The organism is Candidatus Paceibacterota bacterium (assembly GCA_041663045.1).
Taxonomy (GTDB): domain Bacteria; phylum Patescibacteriota; class Minisyncoccia; order Phycocordibacterales; family GWA1-40-21; genus Bog-1340.
Window position 1 is genome coordinate 203324 of sequence record JBAZRH010000001.1, and the last position, 17444, is coordinate 220767.

Sequence of the window (17444 nt, forward strand, 5' to 3'; positions counted from 1 at the left end):
AGAACAATTCTAGGATCCTTTTATACTTTACAAGATGTTAAAATAAAGTCAAACATATTTTAAATGATGAAGTACCTGATTATTATAAACAGTATGATTATAACGAAAAGTGTTATTTGCCAATTTCTAACAATCATACTGAAAAAATCTATCATTTTATTATAAATATTTGTAACTATTGGATATTTGAATAAGCCACCGGAGCTTGAAGCTTGGTATTTTGTCTCTGCCCCAAGGACCTGCCCGACCATTTCACTGTTTGTCTTGGTCGTTGCTGTTTGTCCGGTTGAAGGATCACTTGCTACAACACTTTGACTAGCTACTTCTGGCTTTTTATATGTTTCAATCTTATCAGCCAAAGCATTCGCAACTACATCTATTTTCTGCACCACATTTTCCGCTATCTTTTGAGTATTTTCTTTTACGACTTCCAATGTTATTGGTTTTGTTATAGAGAGAGATGTTCTATCACTTTCAAAGGAAAGAAGTGAACTTGTACTTACGCCGTTTATCTCCGTAATCTTTATTTGTACTGAATGTCGGCCCTCCAAAGCTTTCCACGGTCCACTTATTTCTAACAAGCTATCTTTTGTAGATGTAAAATTTACTTTCGAATTTAATTCATCATCTACGAAGATAGATGCGATGCCAGAAAAAGTAATGTCAGAATGATTTTGTATAGCTCCAAATATTTTCACCAAATCTTGATCATTTATATTGATAGATGAATACCAAACACTCGATAAGATACCAGCATTTATTTGATTTGTGTTTGCAAAAACCTCTCTTGTAAGAAAAATAATAGAGATGAACCAAATGTATAATAAAGCCCTTTTCATTTTATTCGGATTCAATAGGAATTATAATCGCGTCTTCTGAAGAATAATTTGTACTACTTGCCATAAATGTTCTCTCTTTAAACACAAGCTGATATATGATATAAGCCCCAAGCGCTATCGCTAAAATTACAAGAAGGGCATTTAAGAATGCTGGGTGTTTTTTACTATATTTTATTGTAAACCTAATCAAGAAGAACAAGATGGTTATTGCTATTAATACAGAGACAATAATAATTACAATTTTCTTTGTATTTGTGTTATTAGCAAATTGAGTCATAGCTCCCAAGACTTTTGTGCCTGTCGATGTCGGAATATTATTTGAGATATTTTCAGATTCAGAAACTTTTTCTACTCTAGGACTTGCATAATCTTGAACGATAAAAATCCCCTCTTTGCCTTTATAAGTACCAGAGGCAATACCCGTACCCATTTCTGTATATGAATTTTTTAAAAGATTTTCCCTGTGCGTCGGCGAATTCATCCATGCGTCTGTCACTTCTTTTGACTCGTTAAAGTTAATCGCCAAATTTTCTCCTGCATAATCATATTTATAACCGACAAGCTCAAGCCAATACCATGGGGTCTTGCCATCTGGACTTACATGAGAAAAATATTGATTGCCCGCCATATCCTCGGCTTTCATCTGTGCGGCTTTTGATAAGAGCGAATCTACCTTTAACACAGCCAAATTGTTTTGTTGTCTTTCTTGATTTGTTAGGTCTGAGAGTGCACTGACGAGGACTGTTGCGGGCTGAAAAGACCCATTCATAAATCCCCCGATTAAAATCAGTAATTCAACACAGAGGACTATTGTCGCAATTTTTCTTAGATTGTTCATACTATGTATAGATTATAACATAAGTATTTTTTTATAAAATCAATCAATGTTGATTGAAGTAAAATATTTTTTATGCTAATCTATCCCGAGTTAGATAAGGGCCTGTAGCTCATCTGGTAGAGCGCCTCATTTGCAATGAGGAGGTAAGCGGTTCGAGCCCGCTCAGGTCCACAAGCGTTAAGAAAATCCGCACTTCTCTGTCTTAACCCGAAGTAATAGGGCTTACCTGAATAGCCTAGAACAGGAGAGCACACAAACCGTAGGGAATGTGTGCTCTTTTTTATTGTCTTTATTGAATTTGTATTTTTGTCTTTTGTCCGCCCTGAATTCCGAAAAGAAATGTGAAGCGAATCCCGCCCGCATTTCTTTCAAAAAAGGTTCGCGCAAATGCTAAAATAACACCACTATCGTTTTTAAATCTCTTTTTTTGTAGAAAATTATTGATTTTTCTGATACTATGTAATTAATCAAAATAATAACCAATATTTTATGAAAATTACCGATATTAAAAATGACGAGCTTAAATATATGGTTGAGAGGATTGAGCCATATTTTGCTTCGTCTATTATAATTAGAGGGATGGTTGATAAGAAAAACGTCGAGAATATTCTTGAATGGAGAGCTGGAGTAAGATGGTTATATACTAATAATTATTTTTTTGCTAAAACGAGTGATCAAAAGATTGCTAAGGAAGATTTACAAAATAAATTCAAAAAAGGAGGGAATATTTATACTGGTAATCTAATAAAGAAATGTTTTGAACTTGGCAATCAACTAATTGAAGTCGCAAAGTCCATTGAGGTAATTACAAGTAAAGAAAACTTAGCCACCGAAGAAATGTATGATTGTCTAAAAAGATACTTGGATTCTGCTAGTAATTATATGATTTTTCAAAATCTGGTTTTGTTTGAAGACCCAATCTCGGAATTAGCCCGCAATACAGTAAAGAAATATGCAAAAAGTGAAAAGGAAGAAAATGAACTTCTTGGACTTATAACTACTGCTAGCCATCTAACTGGCGGGGAAAAAGAGCAGGATGATTTTCTAAGATTAGGTATTAAGAAAGCCACTGATAAGGAAATTGACGAACATGCTAGAAAATATGGTTGGCTAGCAATAAGATTCTTTGTTGGGGAACCGTGGACTAAAAATGATGTACTAGGGCGACTTTCTAGAACTGATTCTGTATCTGCTGAGATAGAACTCAAAAAAAGGATTGAGTATCGGGAAGGAATTGAGAAAAAAATCATAAAGGCGATAGATGTTTTTAGCAAAGAAGACAAAGATATTGTTCAGCTCATTAGAGATGTTGTATATCTACGTACCCAGAGGACAGACTTCTTTCAGGAGTCGTCGTATTACGTACAAACTTTAGTAAAGGAAATTGCTATTAATTTTGGCGTTTCTTATTACGATCTTCTCTATTTGAGTGTACCAGAAGTCTTACAAGCACTGAAGGATAAGTTCAATGTAATAGGAAGCATTGAGAAAAGAAAGAAAGGCTTTGTCGTTTTTTTTGATTACGATGAAGATCATATTCTTGAAGGATCTGAAGCAAAAAAATTCGTCGATGAAAGACCGATATTAAATCATAGAACTTTGGAGGTGAAGGAATTGAAGGGCAGTATTGGATATAAAGGCAAGGCAAAAGGAAGCGTATGTATTGTTAAAACGGCCCATGACAATTCTAAAGTTAAAGAGGGGGATATTATTGTTGCGATTATGACTACGCCCAACTTTATCCCAGCATTAGAAAAAGCATCTGCATTTATTACTGATGAAGGCGGAATTACTTGTCATGCTGCAATTATAGCTCGGGAAATGAAAAAGCCCTGTATTATTGGTACTAAAAATGCTACCCAAGTTTTAAAAGATGGAGATTTGGTTGAGGTGGATGCTGATAAGGGGGTGGTGAGAATAATTAAATAAATTAATGGTTAAAATTTATGAGAAAAGAGATTGTCATTTTTGATTTTGACGGAGTAATAGTTAATAGCTTAGAATTGGGTTATTCGATTAATAAAGAGATGATGCCTGATTTGAAATACGAAGAATGGGCTGGTTGGTTTGAAGGTAATTTATACAAGAATATAAGAAAAGAACATGCAAATGATAAGTCTCAAAATGATTTCCATCAGCAATATTCAGCCAGAGTAAATAATTGTTTATTAGTCGAAGGTATTACCGAGACAATCAAAGAGCTTTCGAGAAGATTTGATTTAATAATTATTAGTTCATCGACGAGTATAGGCATTCGTAATTTCTTAGAAAAACACAATCTCATATCTTACTTTAAGGAAATTCTTGGTGCGGACATTCATCGCAGTAAAATTGAAAAATTTAAAATGGTTTTATTGAAATATAATATAAAGCCCGAAGAGACCCTTATTATTACAGACTCTGTTGGAGATATAAAAGAAGCAAAGAATGTTGGTGTTAAGACAGTGGCAGTTACATGGGGAATACACGATATTAAAAAATTAAAAAATGAAGAACCAGACTCTATTGTGAAAAGACCAAGTGAAGTGGTTGGTAGTGTTTTTAAGGTGTTGTCTTAATTTACTTCTCTTCAATAGCAATCGTGAGCAAATGATCCAGAAAATCAGGGAATGAACAGCCAATAGCTTTCAGCGATTTTGGCATAAGAGACTCGCTTGTAAGGCCAGGCAAAGTATTTACTTCCAAGATATAAACCCCTCTTCTCGGCGTGACGATAAAATCTGAGCGAGAATAATGCTTGAGCCCGAGGGCCTTGTGCGCCTCCTCAGCCATACGCTGGATTTCTTCTTTTTCCTTTATGCTGAATATTCCTGGGCAGATTTCTTCCGACTTGCCATTATATTTTGAATTAAAATCAAAAAATTCGGCATCTTTTGGCTTCTTTATTTCTATCGGCAAAAGTGAATAGACATCTTTGCCACGGAATTTGTCTATCACCCCGCATGTCGCTTCCCTACCTTTTATAAATTCTTCTATAAGCACAGTGTCCGAATGTTTGAATGCTTCAGCGATACCTTTTTCTATGCCAGCTATCGTGCTTGCTATCGTCACCCCAAGAGATGAACCGCTATTGTTTGGTTTGATGACGACAGGTATGGGGAATGATTTGAAAAGCCTTTTTGAAAAATCGTGTATTTCTTCGCCGAGCGAGATCGTCGTATGAAGTGGAGTTTTGATGCCGTGTTGTTTGAAAATCTGTTTGGAAAGGATTTTGTTCATACCGATGGCCGAAGCGAGTGCGCCAGAGCCGGTGAAAGGGATTCCAAAATGCTCCAAAAGCTGTTGGACTTTGCCGTCTTCGCCATAAGTGCCGTGCATTGCATTGAAGACGACATGCGCATCGGCAAATACTTTTTCTGGTTTTACGGGAGCGCCATCTATATGCCAGACACCTTTTTTATCTATATAAACATCTATCGGAATATATTTATGTGGTAGATTTTCCATCACCGACTTTCCAGTCTTCAAAGAGACTTCATGCTCGCCACTAGTGCCCCCGCGTAATATTGCAACTTTTACTCGATTCATACTGAAGATTATATCAAATAATGTAAAATTTGGGAAAAGAAAAAGTCCGCCCACATAGCAATTGCTAGGGGCGGATAGCTTGGGAAAAGTATGATGTTGAGGAGAGCGATCGTGAGCTCCTTGTCCGTACTCTGCGAGGTGTCAGATGCATGTCAGGCCAGATAGCTACCAGCAGTGGATCCACCTGACGGAATCCAGGCTCTGCTGTTCAGCAATTCTGTTTTGCCTTAACCCGTCATGAATCGCTCGACAGCACGATAAAAGCAAGCATGCTCACGACCGCTATCCCTCAACATCAAAAGATCTGCTCTTTATAAAATAGCATAATAAATATTGTCGTCAAACCAAGGACTTTTTGGCGAGGGTTTTGCGATGATATTTGATGGCAAATCTATGAGCTTCGTTATTTGCGAGTAGAATGTCGTTTGAATATTTGGAAGTGATAGTTTTATCCCCCAATATCGCCTTTGGCCTATGTCTTTCATCTTTAAGTACCGAAACCACCTCCAACTTGGCTATACGATAGCCAAGTAAACGAGATACGACTTCCCTAGCGACTTTGATCTGGGCTTTTCCTCCATCCACAACTATTATTTGTGGAAAAGCCCATTCTTCATGAGCGAGTCTTCTCTCCAATATTTCTTTTAGACCGGCAATATCATTTTGCTTACTTTCTCTTATTTTGAATTTTCTATATCCATTTTTTGCTGGCTCGCCGTCTTCTAGCACTACCATAACGCCGACATTGGCTGTGCCACTGATGTGGGCAATGTCGTAGGCTTCGATACGGAGGATTTTTCTTTCCTCAAGGTTCGACCTTTCTTGGGATTTAAGGTCGAACCTTTTCCCAGAGAAATCCTCCGCTTTTAGGAGAGCGACATCCTGAATATGATTTAATGCGAAAATTGTCTTTTTAATTTCTCCAGCTTTTTCAAATTTTTGCTCTTTCGCCAAGGCCTTCATCTCTTTTTCAAGATTTTTTATGATTTTTGTCTTTTTACCTTCAAAAAATAAAATAATATTTTTAATTATTTTTTTATAATCAACTTTTGAAATGCTCCCGTCGCAAGCTCCGGGGCAAAGTCCGATTTGTTTATTGAAGCAAGGCTCGCCTTGGTTTGGAGTGCATCTATCACGAAATGGAAAAATTTTGCGAACAATTTTCACAGCTTCTTTGAGTTGGGTGCTGTGTGGAAAAGGTCCAAAAATACGCTGGACTGGCTCCTCAAGGTTCGACCTTTTTTGAGATTTAAGGTCGAACCTTTTCCAGCTAGTCATATTTGATTTATCAAGGAGAGACCTTGGATCTGCAAAAAGGTCTCTCCTTGGAAAATCTAAACTTCTTCCTCTTTCTATCAAAACTCTTGGAAAGTCCTCTTTTGTAATAATGACAAAATTATAACTTTTATCATCTTTTTCTTTTGTATTGTATTTCGGTTTATGTTTTTTTATAAGTTCGGCTTCTAGGATAAGTGCTTCAAGGATAGAGTCAGTCTTTTGAAAAGTGATTTTGTCCGCCTTAAAAACCATATCTACAATAAGCGGACCGCGAGTGGCGATAAGATCATTACTAAAATAGCTTTTTACCCTATCGCGAAGAGATGTCGCTTTTCCAATATAAAAAATCTCCCTCCCCTTTTTGAAGAAATAAATGCCAGGCGTATCGGGTAGTTTGTGTTTTTTTAAATCTTGACTTTGCATGTCTATTGTGATTACATACTAGCAGAAAGAACAAACAATTCAATAAGGAGAGGAAAAATGAAGTTGAAAGATGTTTTGATCGGTTCTTTGTTTGCTGGCGTTATCGCTTTTTGTATCGCCTTCTGGCAAGTCGATGCAAAATTCACAAATGCCCTATGGACATTTGGCATCACATTCATTGTCTCACCGTTTGTGATCGGATACCTCTATCTTAACAATGACGGATGGTACAATGACAATAATAGTAGTGTCCCTGAAATAGAGATGGGGATGGAGCTTTAGACAATACAAACAAAAGGAAGGAGATTACGATGATTATAAAGGTCTTTGCTTGGTCTATCTTTGTGGTCGGGGCAATCATTATTGTACTTGGCCTCATAGACTTTCTTTTCTACGGGGGCAAGTTCAGTAGGTTGTCGTTTTTCAGAAAAATGATGCCACTGGGTTTATGGATGTTGTTTCTGGCAGCTTGTTTTGCCTTACTTCTGTCTACAAAGGTAAAATGAATTGTCTCACAAAGGAGTACAGTACACTACTGTTCTCCTTTTTATTTTTTAAGAACTTTCTTCAAATAATGCCCAGTATACGATTTGTTATTATTGGCGACATCCTCTGGCGTTCCCTTTGCCACTATTTCCCCGCCTTTGTCGCCTCCTTCGGGGCCAATATCGATAATATAGTCGGAGGATTTTATGAGATCCATATTGTGTTCTATCACGACGACGGTGTTTCCAGCATCTACAAGTTTTTGTAAAATTTCAATAAGCTTTTTTACATCTTCATAATGAAGTCCGATGGTCGGCTCGTCCAAAAGATACATTGTTCTGTGCAGATTTGGCCTGTAAAGTTCGGTAGAGATTTTTACCCTTTGTGCCTCACCTCCAGAAAGCGTCGTGGCACTCTGACCAAGTTTCAAATATCCAAGACCGACTTCATTCATCTCATGCAAGCGGTCAAAAATCGCAGGAATGTCCTCAAAGAATTTGAGTGCTTCTTCCACAGTCATCTCAAGCACCTGATGAACATTTTTGCCTTTGTATTTCACCTCCAGCGTTTCCTTTGTGAACCTTTTGCCATTGCAGACATCGCAGGGGACGTAAACTGTCGGCAAGAAATGCATTTCCACAGCGATAGTGCCATTCCCCTCGCAAGCTTCGCATCTGCCACCTTTTACATTGAAAGAAAAACGATTTGATTTCCATCCCCTTTCACGCGCTTCCGTAGTTGCCGAAAACATATCTCTTATATGAGTCCATGCGCCGGTGTATGTGGCAGGGTTTGACCTTGGCGTTCTGCCTATCGGCGACTGATCTATCATAATAGTCCTCCCGACATATTCTGAACCAGTGAAAGATGCGCAGTGGTGAGTTTCATTTGTCCTGTATTTTCTATCAACTCTCGCCTGCAAGTTTTTATGCAATATTTCATAAACAAGAGATGATTTGCCCGAGCCAGATACGCCAGTGACACAGACGAATTTACCAAGCGGAATATCAATATTCATATTTTTAATATTAAATATTTTTCCACCACGGATCTTTATCGCACCTTTGTCTTGGTCGCGCCTTTTCTTCGGCTTTTCTATTTTCTTCTCACCACGCAAATATGCGAGAGTAAGTGAATCACTTTTATTGTCTTTTGCTGTGAGAAGCTCCTCCAAGTATCCAGAGACCACGACTTCCCCACCGTGCACTCCAGCGCCCGGGCCGATGTCTATGATATAGTCTGAAGAATACATAGTGTCTTCATCATGTTCCACCACAATAATAGTATTTCCCAAATCACGGAGATTTGTAAGGGTCTTTATAAGGCGGTCATTGTCGCGTTGATGCAGACCGATAGTCGGCTCATCCAAGACATATAAAGCGCCAACAAGGCCAGAGCCAAGCTGTGATGCGAGGCGTATCCTCTGTGCCTCTCCGCCAGAAAGTGTATAAGCCTTTCTTTCAAGTGAAAGATAATCTATACCGACATCTATCATAAATTGCAGTCTCGCATCTATTTCTTTGACTACGACTTTGCAAATTTCTTTTTCGACTTCTGTGAGTTTGAGATTTTCTATAAAGTGTTTCGCGTCTTTTATTGATTTGCCGACAAAATCCACAATACTTATGCCACCAAGAAGCACATGTAGAGCTTCTTCACGAAGTCTTGCACTGTGGCAAGTGTCGCAAGGATCTTCGCTGAAAATTGTCTTTGTACCAAGACCATTGCAAGCCGGACATGCGCCATAAGGAGAGTTGAATGAGAAAAGCCTCGGCTCAATCTCTGGATATGAATAGCCATCATAAGGACACATAAATTTCACGGAAATCATTTTCTCGCCTTCAGGAGTCTCTATTTTTAGAAGTCCTTTCGATTCTTCTATGGCTTTTTCTACGGCGTCACTAAGCCTTTGTCTTGTCGCGTCGGTCTTTTGCTTGTCCTTGAATTCAGAAACATAGAATTCATCCACAAGCACATCTATGTCGTGTTTTTTATTTTTCGCGATAATTATCTGATTGCGAAGCTTCTTGATCTCCCCGTCTATCTTTACTTGTTCATAACCTTTTTCAAGTAGATCATAAAGAAGCTGATAGTATTCACCTTTTCTGCCGACAACAAGCGGTGAAAAGACTCGTATTTTATCGGATATTATATCTACACCAAGAATTTCTTTCTTTTGTGTCGGCCTAAGTTTTGATACATTATTTAAAATAGTCTCCAAGATTTCTTCTTTTGAAAGTTTTTTAATTTCTCTATCACAGATGAGGCAATGCGGTTTGCCGATACGAGCGTAGAGAATACGAAGATAGTCGTAGATTTCAGTGATTGTGGCGACAGTAGAGCGAGGGTTATTTGAGCGGGATTTTTGATCTATTGAAATTGCCGGGGAAAGACCGATGATTTCATCTACGTCCGGCTTCTGCATTTGATGTAAAAATTGTCTGGCATAAGAAGAAAGTGACTCCACATATCTGCGTTGACCCTCTGCAAAAATAGTATCAAAGGCAAAAGACGACTTTCCCGAACCGGAAAGCCCTGTGACAGCTATCATCTTATTGCGAGGCATTTCTACTGTAATGTTCTTCAGATTGTGTGTTCGCGCACCTTTTACAATAATTTTTTCGGATTTTTCATCAAAAACAGCCTTATTTGTTCTTGCCCCGTGTGAATTTTCGCTTTCTTTTATTTTTGCCATGCGGATATTAATTTAATTATCAAATATTAGAAATATTATGTACTATCCCCAAAATTCTTTACGGGGTTCATAATACATCAAATGCCCCTTGGATTCACTCCTTAGGGGTATATACGAATAATATACTAGTTTAGACTTTTGGCAAATTATTTCAAATCTTCTACGACACCCTCAACGATTTCGTCTATAGAAAGAAGCGCTTTGACCAAGAATTTTTTTGCACCGAGTTTGACACCCATATCTACGTCCGCTTTTTGTCCCAAGTTTGAGAGTATTATCACATCTATCTCTTTGGCTTTTTCATCGGCCTTCAATTCTTTTAGCACCGTATAGCCATCTTTTTTGGGAAGAAGAATATCCAGAAGTATAAGGTCGTATCTGTTTAAGCTTGCCATTTCAATAGCAGATTCACCATCTGGGGCGCGGGCCACAAGAGCCTTTTCGGCTAAGAGTTTACCTGCCAACATTTCACTAAGAAATTTATCGTCTTCAACTATCAATATTTTTTTACCTTCAAGTCGACTCATTTGAGATTATTATAACAATATAGAAATATTTAGTCTAATGGTAAAAACACTTCAACTTTAGTGCCCTTTCCTAAGATAGAAGATATTTTTATACTACCTCCATGCATTTCCACTATCTTCTTTGTGGCATAAAGACCGACTCCACTTTGGTTTGGATCAAGTCTTAAAGCATTCTTGCCACGGAAGAATTTTTGGAAGACATATTCTTGATCTGCCGAATCTATGCCGATGCCGTTGTCTTCCACTGTCAACTTTGCATATTGTCCTTCTTTTTTAATAGTAACTGTGACCTTACTTTTTGGAGCGTATCTGAACGCATTATCGAATATATTTGCTAAAGCAAGATCCAATACTTTCTTGTCACCATAAACAGCCACCCCTTCTTTTATGTTTAATATTAAGCTAATTGCACTGCCTTGTATTAGATAAGCGAGATTTGAGATTATCTTTTCCACGATAGAATTTAAAGTGATCTTTTCTTTATTCAAGATTATTTTCTTATCGCCCAGATCATATTCGGCGGTTTTTATCATCTCTTCAATTATATTTATAGCTTGAACAACCCTTTCTCTTCCCTCTGTCAAAATTTTGATATCTGCGCAGTCTTTGTTTTGTATGGCGGTGTCTAATGCCCACCTGGCACCTGCAAGCGGTGATTTGAGCTGATGCGATGTTGCTGTGAGAAAGATTTGTTTAACATTATCAAGCTCGCTCAATTCTACAAACTGTCTTTTCAATCTCTCTTTTTCAAAGCGTTGCATCATAACTTCTTTGACTATTTTGTATAAATAAAAGACCATCAAAGAATAAACGGCAATATGCATTAAATATTTGATAACATAAACCGGATCTAGTCTGTTTTTATCAAATAAAATCGTAGATACCATGACCAGAATCGTAAATAAACCAGTATTTATTGAAAGTCTCTCATTTAAATATGTTGCGGAAATTATCGGTATGAACACCATTGCAAACATAAAGGTACTATCGAGACCTCCCGTGAGATAAATAAAAAGCCCATAGAATACAGCAAAAACATAGCCTATATGCATCCACAAGGATTGTTTTCTAAATACTTCAGCCAGTATGAAAATGATTGTTTGATAAATGAGCATTGCGATCGTGGCCACAAGGTAAAGTTTAATATTTGATATCCAAGGGAAATATTCCGGATATAAAAATGGAGCCACTATAAAAAGTATAAAATAGAAAATCGGAATTACTTTTAATAAAAAGAGTATACTTAATACCCTATTTGTTTTTTTCTCTATCATAATGGAGAAATTATAACATATCTTTTCCTATTTGCTTTTTTTACCTTTCTTAACAGCAGTCATCTCTTTCAATTGTGCTATCTCATCCCGTAGAATCGCAGCTGTCTCGAAGTCCAGTATTTTAACAGCCGAATTCATCTGTGCTTCTTTTTGTCTCACAAGTTGTACTGGTTTCTTTCCCATGACTTCCCTATCGATTTTCAAAAGCTCGGCCACCGCTCTGTCATGATCGCTTCGCAAATGCTCTGTGATATCATGGATTTTCTTTAAAATAGTCTTTGGTGTAATCCCGTGCTTTGTATTGTAAGCGATTTGCTTTTCTCTTCTGCGATTTGTTTCGTCCAATGCGCGTTGCATTGAGCCTGTCATATTGTCGGCATACAAAACCACTCTCCCAGCCGAATTTCTCGCCGCACGGCCGATAGTTTGAATAAGCGAAGTATCTGAACGCAAAAAACCTTCCTTGTCGGCATCCAAAATACCGATAAATTCCACTTCCGGCAAGTCCAACCCTTCACGAAGCAGGTTCACACCGACAATACAGTCAAATTTCCCTTTTCTGAAATTTGTCAAAATATCTATTCTGTCAATAGTCTTGATTTCACTATGCAAGTATTCTGCTTTCACCCCTTTTTCTTTCAAATATTCACTCAAGTCTTCTGCCATCTTCTTTGTAAGTGTGGTGGCGATAACCCTTCCGCCATTTTTTATAACTTTCAATGCTTCATCTATAAAGTCAAAAACTTGTGATTTGCTTGCCACGAAGTCTTTAGATTTTCCGTGGTTTACCACGAGGTCAGCAGACTTTTCGTGGTTTTTTCTTTCAGTGATTGGTCTAATATCTACAATCGGATCCACAAGCCCTGTCGGCCTTATCACCTGCTCTACTATTTGCTCTGAATTTTCTTTTTCAAAATCACTTGGCGTCGCAGAAGTATAAATCGTCTGCCCCACTCTTTTTTCAAACTCACCAAAGTTTAGTGGACGATTGTCTTTTGCCGAAGGTAATCTGAAACCGTATTCTATAAGGGTGTTCTTTCTAGAAGCGTCGCCTGCTTGCATTCCTCGTATTTGTGGCACGGTAACATGCGACTCATCTATAATAGTGAGAAAGTCCGCACTTCCATCGGCTTTACGCGGAAAATATGATAGTAGCGTGTCTGGTGCCTCGCCAGCATTTTTACCAGAAAAATGTCTGGAATAATTCTCAATACCATTACAATAGCCAACTTCTCGTATCAATGCCAAATCATAACTCGTCTTTCTTCGGAGTCTTTCTGCTTCAAGATCTTTTCCTTGTTTTTTTAATTCCGTAAGTCTTTCCTCCAATTCTTTTTTTATGCTTTTGAAAGCACTCGCTTGCTGTTCTTTATTTGTTATAAAATGCTTTGCTGGAAAAATAAAAATTGACTTCAGACTTTCTTCTGTCAAGACTCTTGACACTGCATCTATTTTTGAGATTTTAGCAACCAAATCCCCTTCAATATCAACTCTAACGATTATCTTTTCATTAACTGGCATTATTTCAAGTGAATTCCCCACGGCGCGAAATTCTCCAGCTGAAAGATCGGCATTTGTCCTTTCAAAATGAATATTTACAAGTTTTTTTATCAATTCTTGCCTAGAAATCTTAAGCCCTTTTTCCAATTGCAAATTTACACTTAAATATTCTTCCGGACTTCCCAAACCATAAATACAAGATACAGATGCAACCACTATCACATCTTTTCTTGTAAGAAGCGCTTGTGTGGAAGCATGGCGAAGGCGTTCTATCTCTTCATTTATCATCGCTTCCTTTTCAATATAAGTGTCGGTGACTGGCATATATGCCTCCGGCTGATAGTAGTCGTAATAAGAGACAAAATAATGCACGGCATTTTCTGGGAAGAAATCTTGATATTCTTGGGCAAGCTGGGCGGCGAGAGTTTTGTTGTGGGCAATTACAAGCGTTGGTTTATTGATTTTTGCAATAACATTCGCCACAGTAAATGTTTTTCCAGAACCGGTAACACCAAGAAGGGTTTGTTTATTAAACCCTTTTTCTAGTCCGTCTATAAGCTTTTCTATCGCCACCGGCTGGTCGCCCGCTGGCTTAAAACCGCTTTTTAATTTGAATTTGTCCATTTAAGTTGTTTTAGCTAAGACTACTCTAGGTTCACCATCTCCGAAATAATTTTCGATTCTTGATTCTACAACAAAACCAAAAGATTTGTAAAGATTTAATACTGGATTGTCAGGATGGGTTACTAAATCAATCCTTCTAATATCTTTAAGTCTTTCTAATATCAATCTTAAAGCTTCTCTTCCTATACCTTGTCCTTGAAATTTTGGATTTACAACAAAACCGCTTATATATGCATGGTCAGGATTTTTTATTTCATACTCGATGCTTCCAACAATTTTATTATTATTTTCTATGAGATATATTGTATTTTTCTCAAATTCTTTCTTTACCTCATCTTCACTAATCATAGCAGAATACACTTTTAAATGCGCCACACTCTTTTCAAGCTCAATAAAAATCGAGACATCTTTTTCAGTCGCTAATTTTAAAGTGATATTATTCATAAATTATTTTATATATTTTTCTAAAAACTCTTTCTTAAATTCTGCAAAATTTCCATTCAGAATTGACTGACGGATTTTTTTGACGAGATTTACTATAAAATGAATGTTGTGAATTGATGAAAGGGTACCGGCGAGCATTTCTTTGCCGTGGAAAAGGTGCGCGATATAAGCTCTTGTGAAATTTTTGCAAGTATAACATTCGCAACCTTCGTCTATCGGCGACAAATCTTCTCTATATGCTGTGTTTGTAATATGTATTTTACCGTTTTTTGTATAGATAGTGCCGTTTCTACCGAGGCGTGTCGGTAAAACGCAATCAAAAAGGTCAACACCATTCTCAATTCCCATAAATAAATCTTCCGGTTCACCGATGCCGAGAAGGTGGCGAGGTTTTTCTTCCGGCAAAATCTCGTTGACCCATTTTACTGCTGTCGACATATCTTCTTTTGCAAATGAACCACCGATACCGAAGCCGTCAAACTTTTTTCCATCAACTTCCATTTCTGAAATTACTCTTGCCGATTTTTTGCGAAGTTTTTCTTCACGGCCACCTTGGATTATGCCGAAAAGGGCTGGGGGCTGAAAGCTCCTCAAGGTCTCACCTTTCCCGTCGCTCCGCTCCTCCTCAAGGAGAGACCTTTTCCCGCTTTCATGAGACCTTGAGGAGCTCTCAATCAATCGATGATGTTCTTTCAGTGATCTTTTTGCCCAGTCATGCGTCCTTTCTAGCGCCTCCTCCTGATATTTCAAATCCTCGCTTGGCGAAGTGCATTCATCAAAGGCAAAAATCATATCCGCACCGAGATTATGCTGTATCTGCATAGATTTTTCCGGAGTAATATAATGCACCGAGCCGTCCAAGTGTGATGTAAAAGAAACTCCATCTTGGCCTATTTTTGCAAGGCGTGGCGCGAGAGTATCGTCAAATCTTTCCGGAATTAAAAGCGAAGGATCAGTAATCTGTAAAACTTTTGAAATTCCTTTTTTATATGCGGCACCGAGCGAGAAAACCTGAAAGCCACCAGAGTCGGTCATTGAAGGCCCCGCCCAATTCATCATTTTATTTAATCCACCCATTTTCTTTACGAGCTCATCACCCGGCTGAAGATACAAATGATATGTATTCGAAAGCACAACTTGAGTCCCGGCTTCTTTGACCTGCTCCGTAGAAACAGACTTTACCGTGCCCTTTGTTCCTACAACAACAAAAGCCGGCGTTTCTATAATACCGTGTGCTGTTTCTATAATCCCCGCCCGCCCGAGCGTTTTCGGAAGCTTTTTTGTTATGGTGAATTTCATACTTGACATATAACGCAGTTGAATATAGCATAAAAAGCAGAACTGAACAAAAAGGATAAATATGAATCAAGCGACAATCCGTAAGAAGGTTTCAAGTAAAAAGGAAAAAATCCTTCGTCTTGAAAACGGGATCAGGAAGATACAAGCTGTGTGCAAACATCCGGATGCAAACAGCAGTGACAGGTGGAAAAAAGAAAACGTCTGTATGAACGTGTGTCCCGACTGTCAACTTTCATGGTGAACATCTTCCGCTCTATGATAAAACGCACGTCCCAGTGGCAGTGCGTTTTTCTTTTGTATTTTTTCTCTGTCCGTAAGCGAGCGAGCCTATTTGACTGACAAAAGCTCCACTTCAAAAATCAATGTAGAATTTCCAGGTATTGGTCCATAGTCATTTGCACCGTAACCGAATTCTGGCGGAATAATCAAAATTCTCTTTCCTCCAACTTTCATACCTTCAATTCCAATATCCCAACCCTTTATAACCATTCCAGATCCAAGTTTAAATGTAAACGGTACTCCCCTATCTCTTGAACTATCAAATTTCTGTCCGCTGGTAAAAACACCCGTGTAATGCACCGTCACTTCTTTACCGGCAGTCGCAACCGCTCCAATACCGACGACAGTGTCACTGAGGTCCACTGTTGGAGTTTTCTTTTCTGTCTGTTTTTGATCAATCACGTTTTGTGTCGAAATTAAATTGTTAATAAGACCTGTACCACCTACAAATAACAAGACCAGTACAATAGCTATAGTTATTGCGATATATGTTTTTTTGTCCATTTATATAATATTAAAACTTTTAATTACTCATGGTATTATATCAAACCATGTTTTATTATCAAATACATATGTTACCCTGTAGTAGATTTTGCCATTATATTTTCTAAAACCCCTTGGAGGTTTTTGATGGCAAATTCTACTACAGGGTGCTATAATCTTTCTCATATGAATTTAAAAAATATTTTTCGTAGGACAAATGGAAAAACAAAAGAGGCCCAAGGTGATGCCCCTATTACATTAAAACAGGTTGAGAAAATAATATCAAAGAGGACTATGGTAGCAGACGACGAGTTTGCCCGTGGATATGATTTGATAAAAAAATACCCTAGATCGGTGAGTATTTTAGGTTCCGCTAAATTCAAAGCGGATAATAAATATTACCAACAAGCCGTGTCTCTAGCTGGAAGGATCGCCCACGAGCTCGGATATGCAGTGGTGACAGGTGGAGGACCGGGAATAATGGAGGCTGCAAATAAAGGTGCTTATGAAGCCGGCGGTGTATCACTTGGTTTTGCTATTAAACTTCCAAATGAACAGTCTGTAAACAAATATCTTACCGAATATGTGCAGTTTGAATATTTTTTTAGCAGAAAGACACTCCTCTTTTTCTCTGCAGAAAGTTATGTTTATTTCCCAGGTGGATTCGGGACAATAGATGAATTCTTTGAAATAGTCACTCTTGTAGAGACCAACAAAATACCACGTGTTCCGGTAATACTTGTCGGCAGAGAATTCTGGGAACCTCTTTTGAAATTGATAAAGGATAAACTATATGAAGAATTTCACACCATAAAGACAGGAGATTTGGATATTTATAAAATAGTAGACAGTGAAGACGAGATTATTCAGATCATCAAAAACGCACCTTTTAGGACAGAGTAAATCAATACAAAAATAGCGACCGCG

Annotated in this window: 16 protein-coding genes and 1 tRNA gene; 5 read left to right on the forward strand and 12 right to left on the reverse strand. The window is 37.9% G+C overall.

The window, feature by feature from the left end:
* Window positions 1–59: 59 nt before the first annotated feature.
* Together WC631_00970 and WC631_00975 are read right to left on the reverse strand one after the other, a co-directional pair.
* A complete protein-coding gene (locus WC631_00970; protein ID MFA6227039.1) occupies window positions 60–839 on the reverse strand; it encodes a hypothetical protein in 780 nt (259 codons plus the stop codon).
* Window position 840: 1 nt separating this feature from the next.
* On the reverse strand, window positions 841–1677 hold the full coding sequence (locus WC631_00975) for a CAP domain-containing protein (protein ID MFA6227040.1): 837 nt from the start codon (window positions 1675–1677) through the stop codon (window positions 841–843).
* Between the two features lie 98 nt (window positions 1678–1775).
* Here WC631_00975 and WC631_00980 point away from each other — a divergent pair.
* The 3 genes from WC631_00980 to WC631_00990 all read left to right on the forward strand — a co-directional run bounded on the left by WC631_00980 (window position 1776) and on the right by WC631_00990 (window position 4235).
* Window positions 1776–1848, forward strand: a tRNA-Ala gene (locus tag WC631_00980).
* A 318-nt stretch (window positions 1849–2166) separates the two neighbouring features.
* The gene (locus WC631_00985; protein MFA6227041.1) at window positions 2167–3606 is read left to right on the forward strand and encodes a PEP-utilizing enzyme; all 1440 of its coding nucleotides are present in this window, start codon (window positions 2167–2169) and stop codon (window positions 3604–3606) included.
* A 17-nt stretch (window positions 3607–3623) separates the two neighbouring features.
* Window positions 3624–4235: an HAD family hydrolase gene (locus WC631_00990; protein MFA6227042.1), complete on the forward strand. Its 612-nt coding sequence runs from the start codon at window positions 3624–3626 to the stop codon at window positions 4233–4235.
* 1 nt (window position 4236) lies between these two features.
* Here the strand turns inward: WC631_00990 and WC631_00995 are convergent, their stop codons facing one another.
* Window positions 4237–5205 carry a D-alanine--D-alanine ligase family protein gene (locus tag WC631_00995; protein MFA6227043.1) on the reverse strand — a complete coding sequence of 323 codons (969 nt, stop codon included), beginning with the start codon at window positions 5203–5205 and terminating at the stop codon, window positions 4237–4239.
* Window positions 5206–5544: 339 nt separating this feature from the next.
* Entirely contained in the window at window positions 5545–6906 is a 1362-nt protein-coding gene (locus WC631_01000; protein MFA6227044.1) for a UvrB/UvrC motif-containing protein, read from the reverse strand.
* 57 nt (window positions 6907–6963) lie between these two features.
* On the opposite strand from WC631_01000, the gene WC631_01005 reads away from it, so the two are divergent.
* A complete protein-coding gene (locus tag WC631_01005) occupies window positions 6964–7188 on the forward strand; it encodes a hypothetical protein (GenBank protein ID MFA6227045.1) in 225 nt (74 codons plus the stop codon).
* Window positions 7189–7453: 265 nt separating this feature from the next.
* Here the strand turns inward: WC631_01005 and uvrA are convergent, their stop codons facing one another.
* The 8 genes from uvrA to WC631_01045 all read right to left on the reverse strand — a co-directional run bounded on the left by uvrA (window position 7454) and on the right by WC631_01045 (window position 16703).
* Window positions 7454–10087, reverse strand: coding sequence for an excinuclease ABC subunit UvrA (gene uvrA / locus WC631_01010; protein MFA6227046.1), 2634 nt, complete (start codon window positions 10085–10087; stop codon window positions 7454–7456).
* Between the two features lie 146 nt (window positions 10088–10233).
* Window positions 10234–10614: a response regulator gene (locus tag WC631_01015; GenBank protein ID MFA6227047.1), complete on the reverse strand. Its 381-nt coding sequence runs from the start codon at window positions 10612–10614 to the stop codon at window positions 10234–10236.
* A gap of 29 nt (window positions 10615–10643) precedes the next feature.
* Window positions 10644–11888, reverse strand: a complete 1245-nt coding sequence (locus tag WC631_01020; protein ID MFA6227048.1) for a HAMP domain-containing sensor histidine kinase — start codon at window positions 11886–11888, stop codon at window positions 10644–10646.
* Window positions 11889–11915: 27 nt separating this feature from the next.
* Entirely contained in the window at window positions 11916–14012 is a 2097-nt protein-coding gene (locus WC631_01025) for an excinuclease ABC subunit UvrB (GenBank protein MFA6227049.1), read from the reverse strand.
* On the reverse strand, window positions 14013–14456 hold the full coding sequence (locus tag WC631_01030) for a GNAT family N-acetyltransferase (protein MFA6227050.1): 444 nt from the start codon (window positions 14454–14456) through the stop codon (window positions 14013–14015). It lies immediately after the preceding gene.
* Between the two features lie 3 nt (window positions 14457–14459).
* Complete coding sequence (locus WC631_01035; GenBank protein MFA6227051.1) at window positions 14460–15755, reverse strand: tRNA guanosine(34) transglycosylase Tgt; 1296 nt, start codon at window positions 15753–15755, stop codon at window positions 14460–14462.
* A gap of 327 nt (window positions 15756–16082) precedes the next feature.
* Window positions 16083–16538: an FKBP-type peptidyl-prolyl cis-trans isomerase gene (locus WC631_01040; protein ID MFA6227052.1), complete on the reverse strand. Its 456-nt coding sequence runs from the start codon at window positions 16536–16538 to the stop codon at window positions 16083–16085.
* Between the two features lie 27 nt (window positions 16539–16565).
* Window positions 16566–16703 (reverse strand): hypothetical protein, encoded by a 138-nt coding sequence (locus WC631_01045; protein MFA6227053.1) that lies wholly within the window; start codon window positions 16701–16703, stop codon window positions 16566–16568.
* Here WC631_01045 and WC631_01050 point away from each other — a divergent pair, their 5' ends adjacent.
* Window positions 16704–17420, forward strand: a complete 717-nt coding sequence (locus tag WC631_01050; protein MFA6227054.1) for a TIGR00730 family Rossman fold protein — start codon at window positions 16704–16706, stop codon at window positions 17418–17420.
* Window positions 17421–17444: the final 24 nt, after the last annotated feature.

Excerpts from the sequence above, each read along its gene's own strand:
- WC631_00970 (MFA6227039.1), bottom strand. The coding sequence starts at position 839 with ATGAAAAGGGCTTTATTATACATTTGGTTCATCTCTATTATTTTTCTT.
- WC631_00975 (MFA6227040.1), bottom strand. The coding sequence starts at position 1,677 with ATGAACAATCTAAGAAAAATTGCGACAATAGTCCTCTGTGTTGAATTA.
- WC631_00985 (MFA6227041.1), top strand. The coding sequence starts at position 2,167 with ATGAAAATTACCGATATTAAAAATGACGAGCTTAAATATATGGTTGAG.
- WC631_00990 (MFA6227042.1), top strand. The coding sequence starts at position 3,624 with ATGAGAAAAGAGATTGTCATTTTTGATTTTGACGGAGTAATAGTTAAT.
- WC631_00995 (MFA6227043.1), bottom strand. The coding sequence starts at position 5,205 with ATGAATCGAGTAAAAGTTGCAATATTACGCGGGGGCACTAGTGGCGAG.
- WC631_01000 (MFA6227044.1), bottom strand. The coding sequence starts at position 6,906 with ATGCAAAGTCAAGATTTAAAAAAACACAAACTACCCGATACGCCTGGC.
- WC631_01005 (MFA6227045.1), top strand. The coding sequence starts at position 6,964 with ATGAAGTTGAAAGATGTTTTGATCGGTTCTTTGTTTGCTGGCGTTATC.
- uvrA (MFA6227046.1), bottom strand. The coding sequence starts at position 10,087 with ATGGCAAAAATAAAAGAAAGCGAAAATTCACACGGGGCAAGAACAAAT.
- WC631_01015 (MFA6227047.1), bottom strand. The coding sequence starts at position 10,614 with ATGAGTCGACTTGAAGGTAAAAAAATATTGATAGTTGAAGACGATAAA.
- WC631_01020 (MFA6227048.1), bottom strand. The coding sequence starts at position 11,888 with ATGATAGAGAAAAAAACAAATAGGGTATTAAGTATACTCTTTTTATTA.
- WC631_01025 (MFA6227049.1), bottom strand. The coding sequence starts at position 14,012 with ATGGACAAATTCAAATTAAAAAGCGGTTTTAAGCCAGCGGGCGACCAG.
- WC631_01030 (MFA6227050.1), bottom strand. The coding sequence starts at position 14,456 with ATGAATAATATCACTTTAAAATTAGCGACTGAAAAAGATGTCTCGATT.
- WC631_01035 (MFA6227051.1), bottom strand. The coding sequence starts at position 15,755 with ATGAAATTCACCATAACAAAAAAGCTTCCGAAAACGCTCGGGCGGGCG.
- WC631_01040 (MFA6227052.1), bottom strand. The coding sequence starts at position 16,538 with ATGGACAAAAAAACATATATCGCAATAACTATAGCTATTGTACTGGTC.
- WC631_01045 (MFA6227053.1), bottom strand. The coding sequence starts at position 16,703 with ATGAGAAAGATTATAGCACCCTGTAGTAGAATTTGCCATCAAAAACCT.
- WC631_01050 (MFA6227054.1), top strand. The coding sequence starts at position 16,704 with ATGAATTTAAAAAATATTTTTCGTAGGACAAATGGAAAAACAAAAGAG.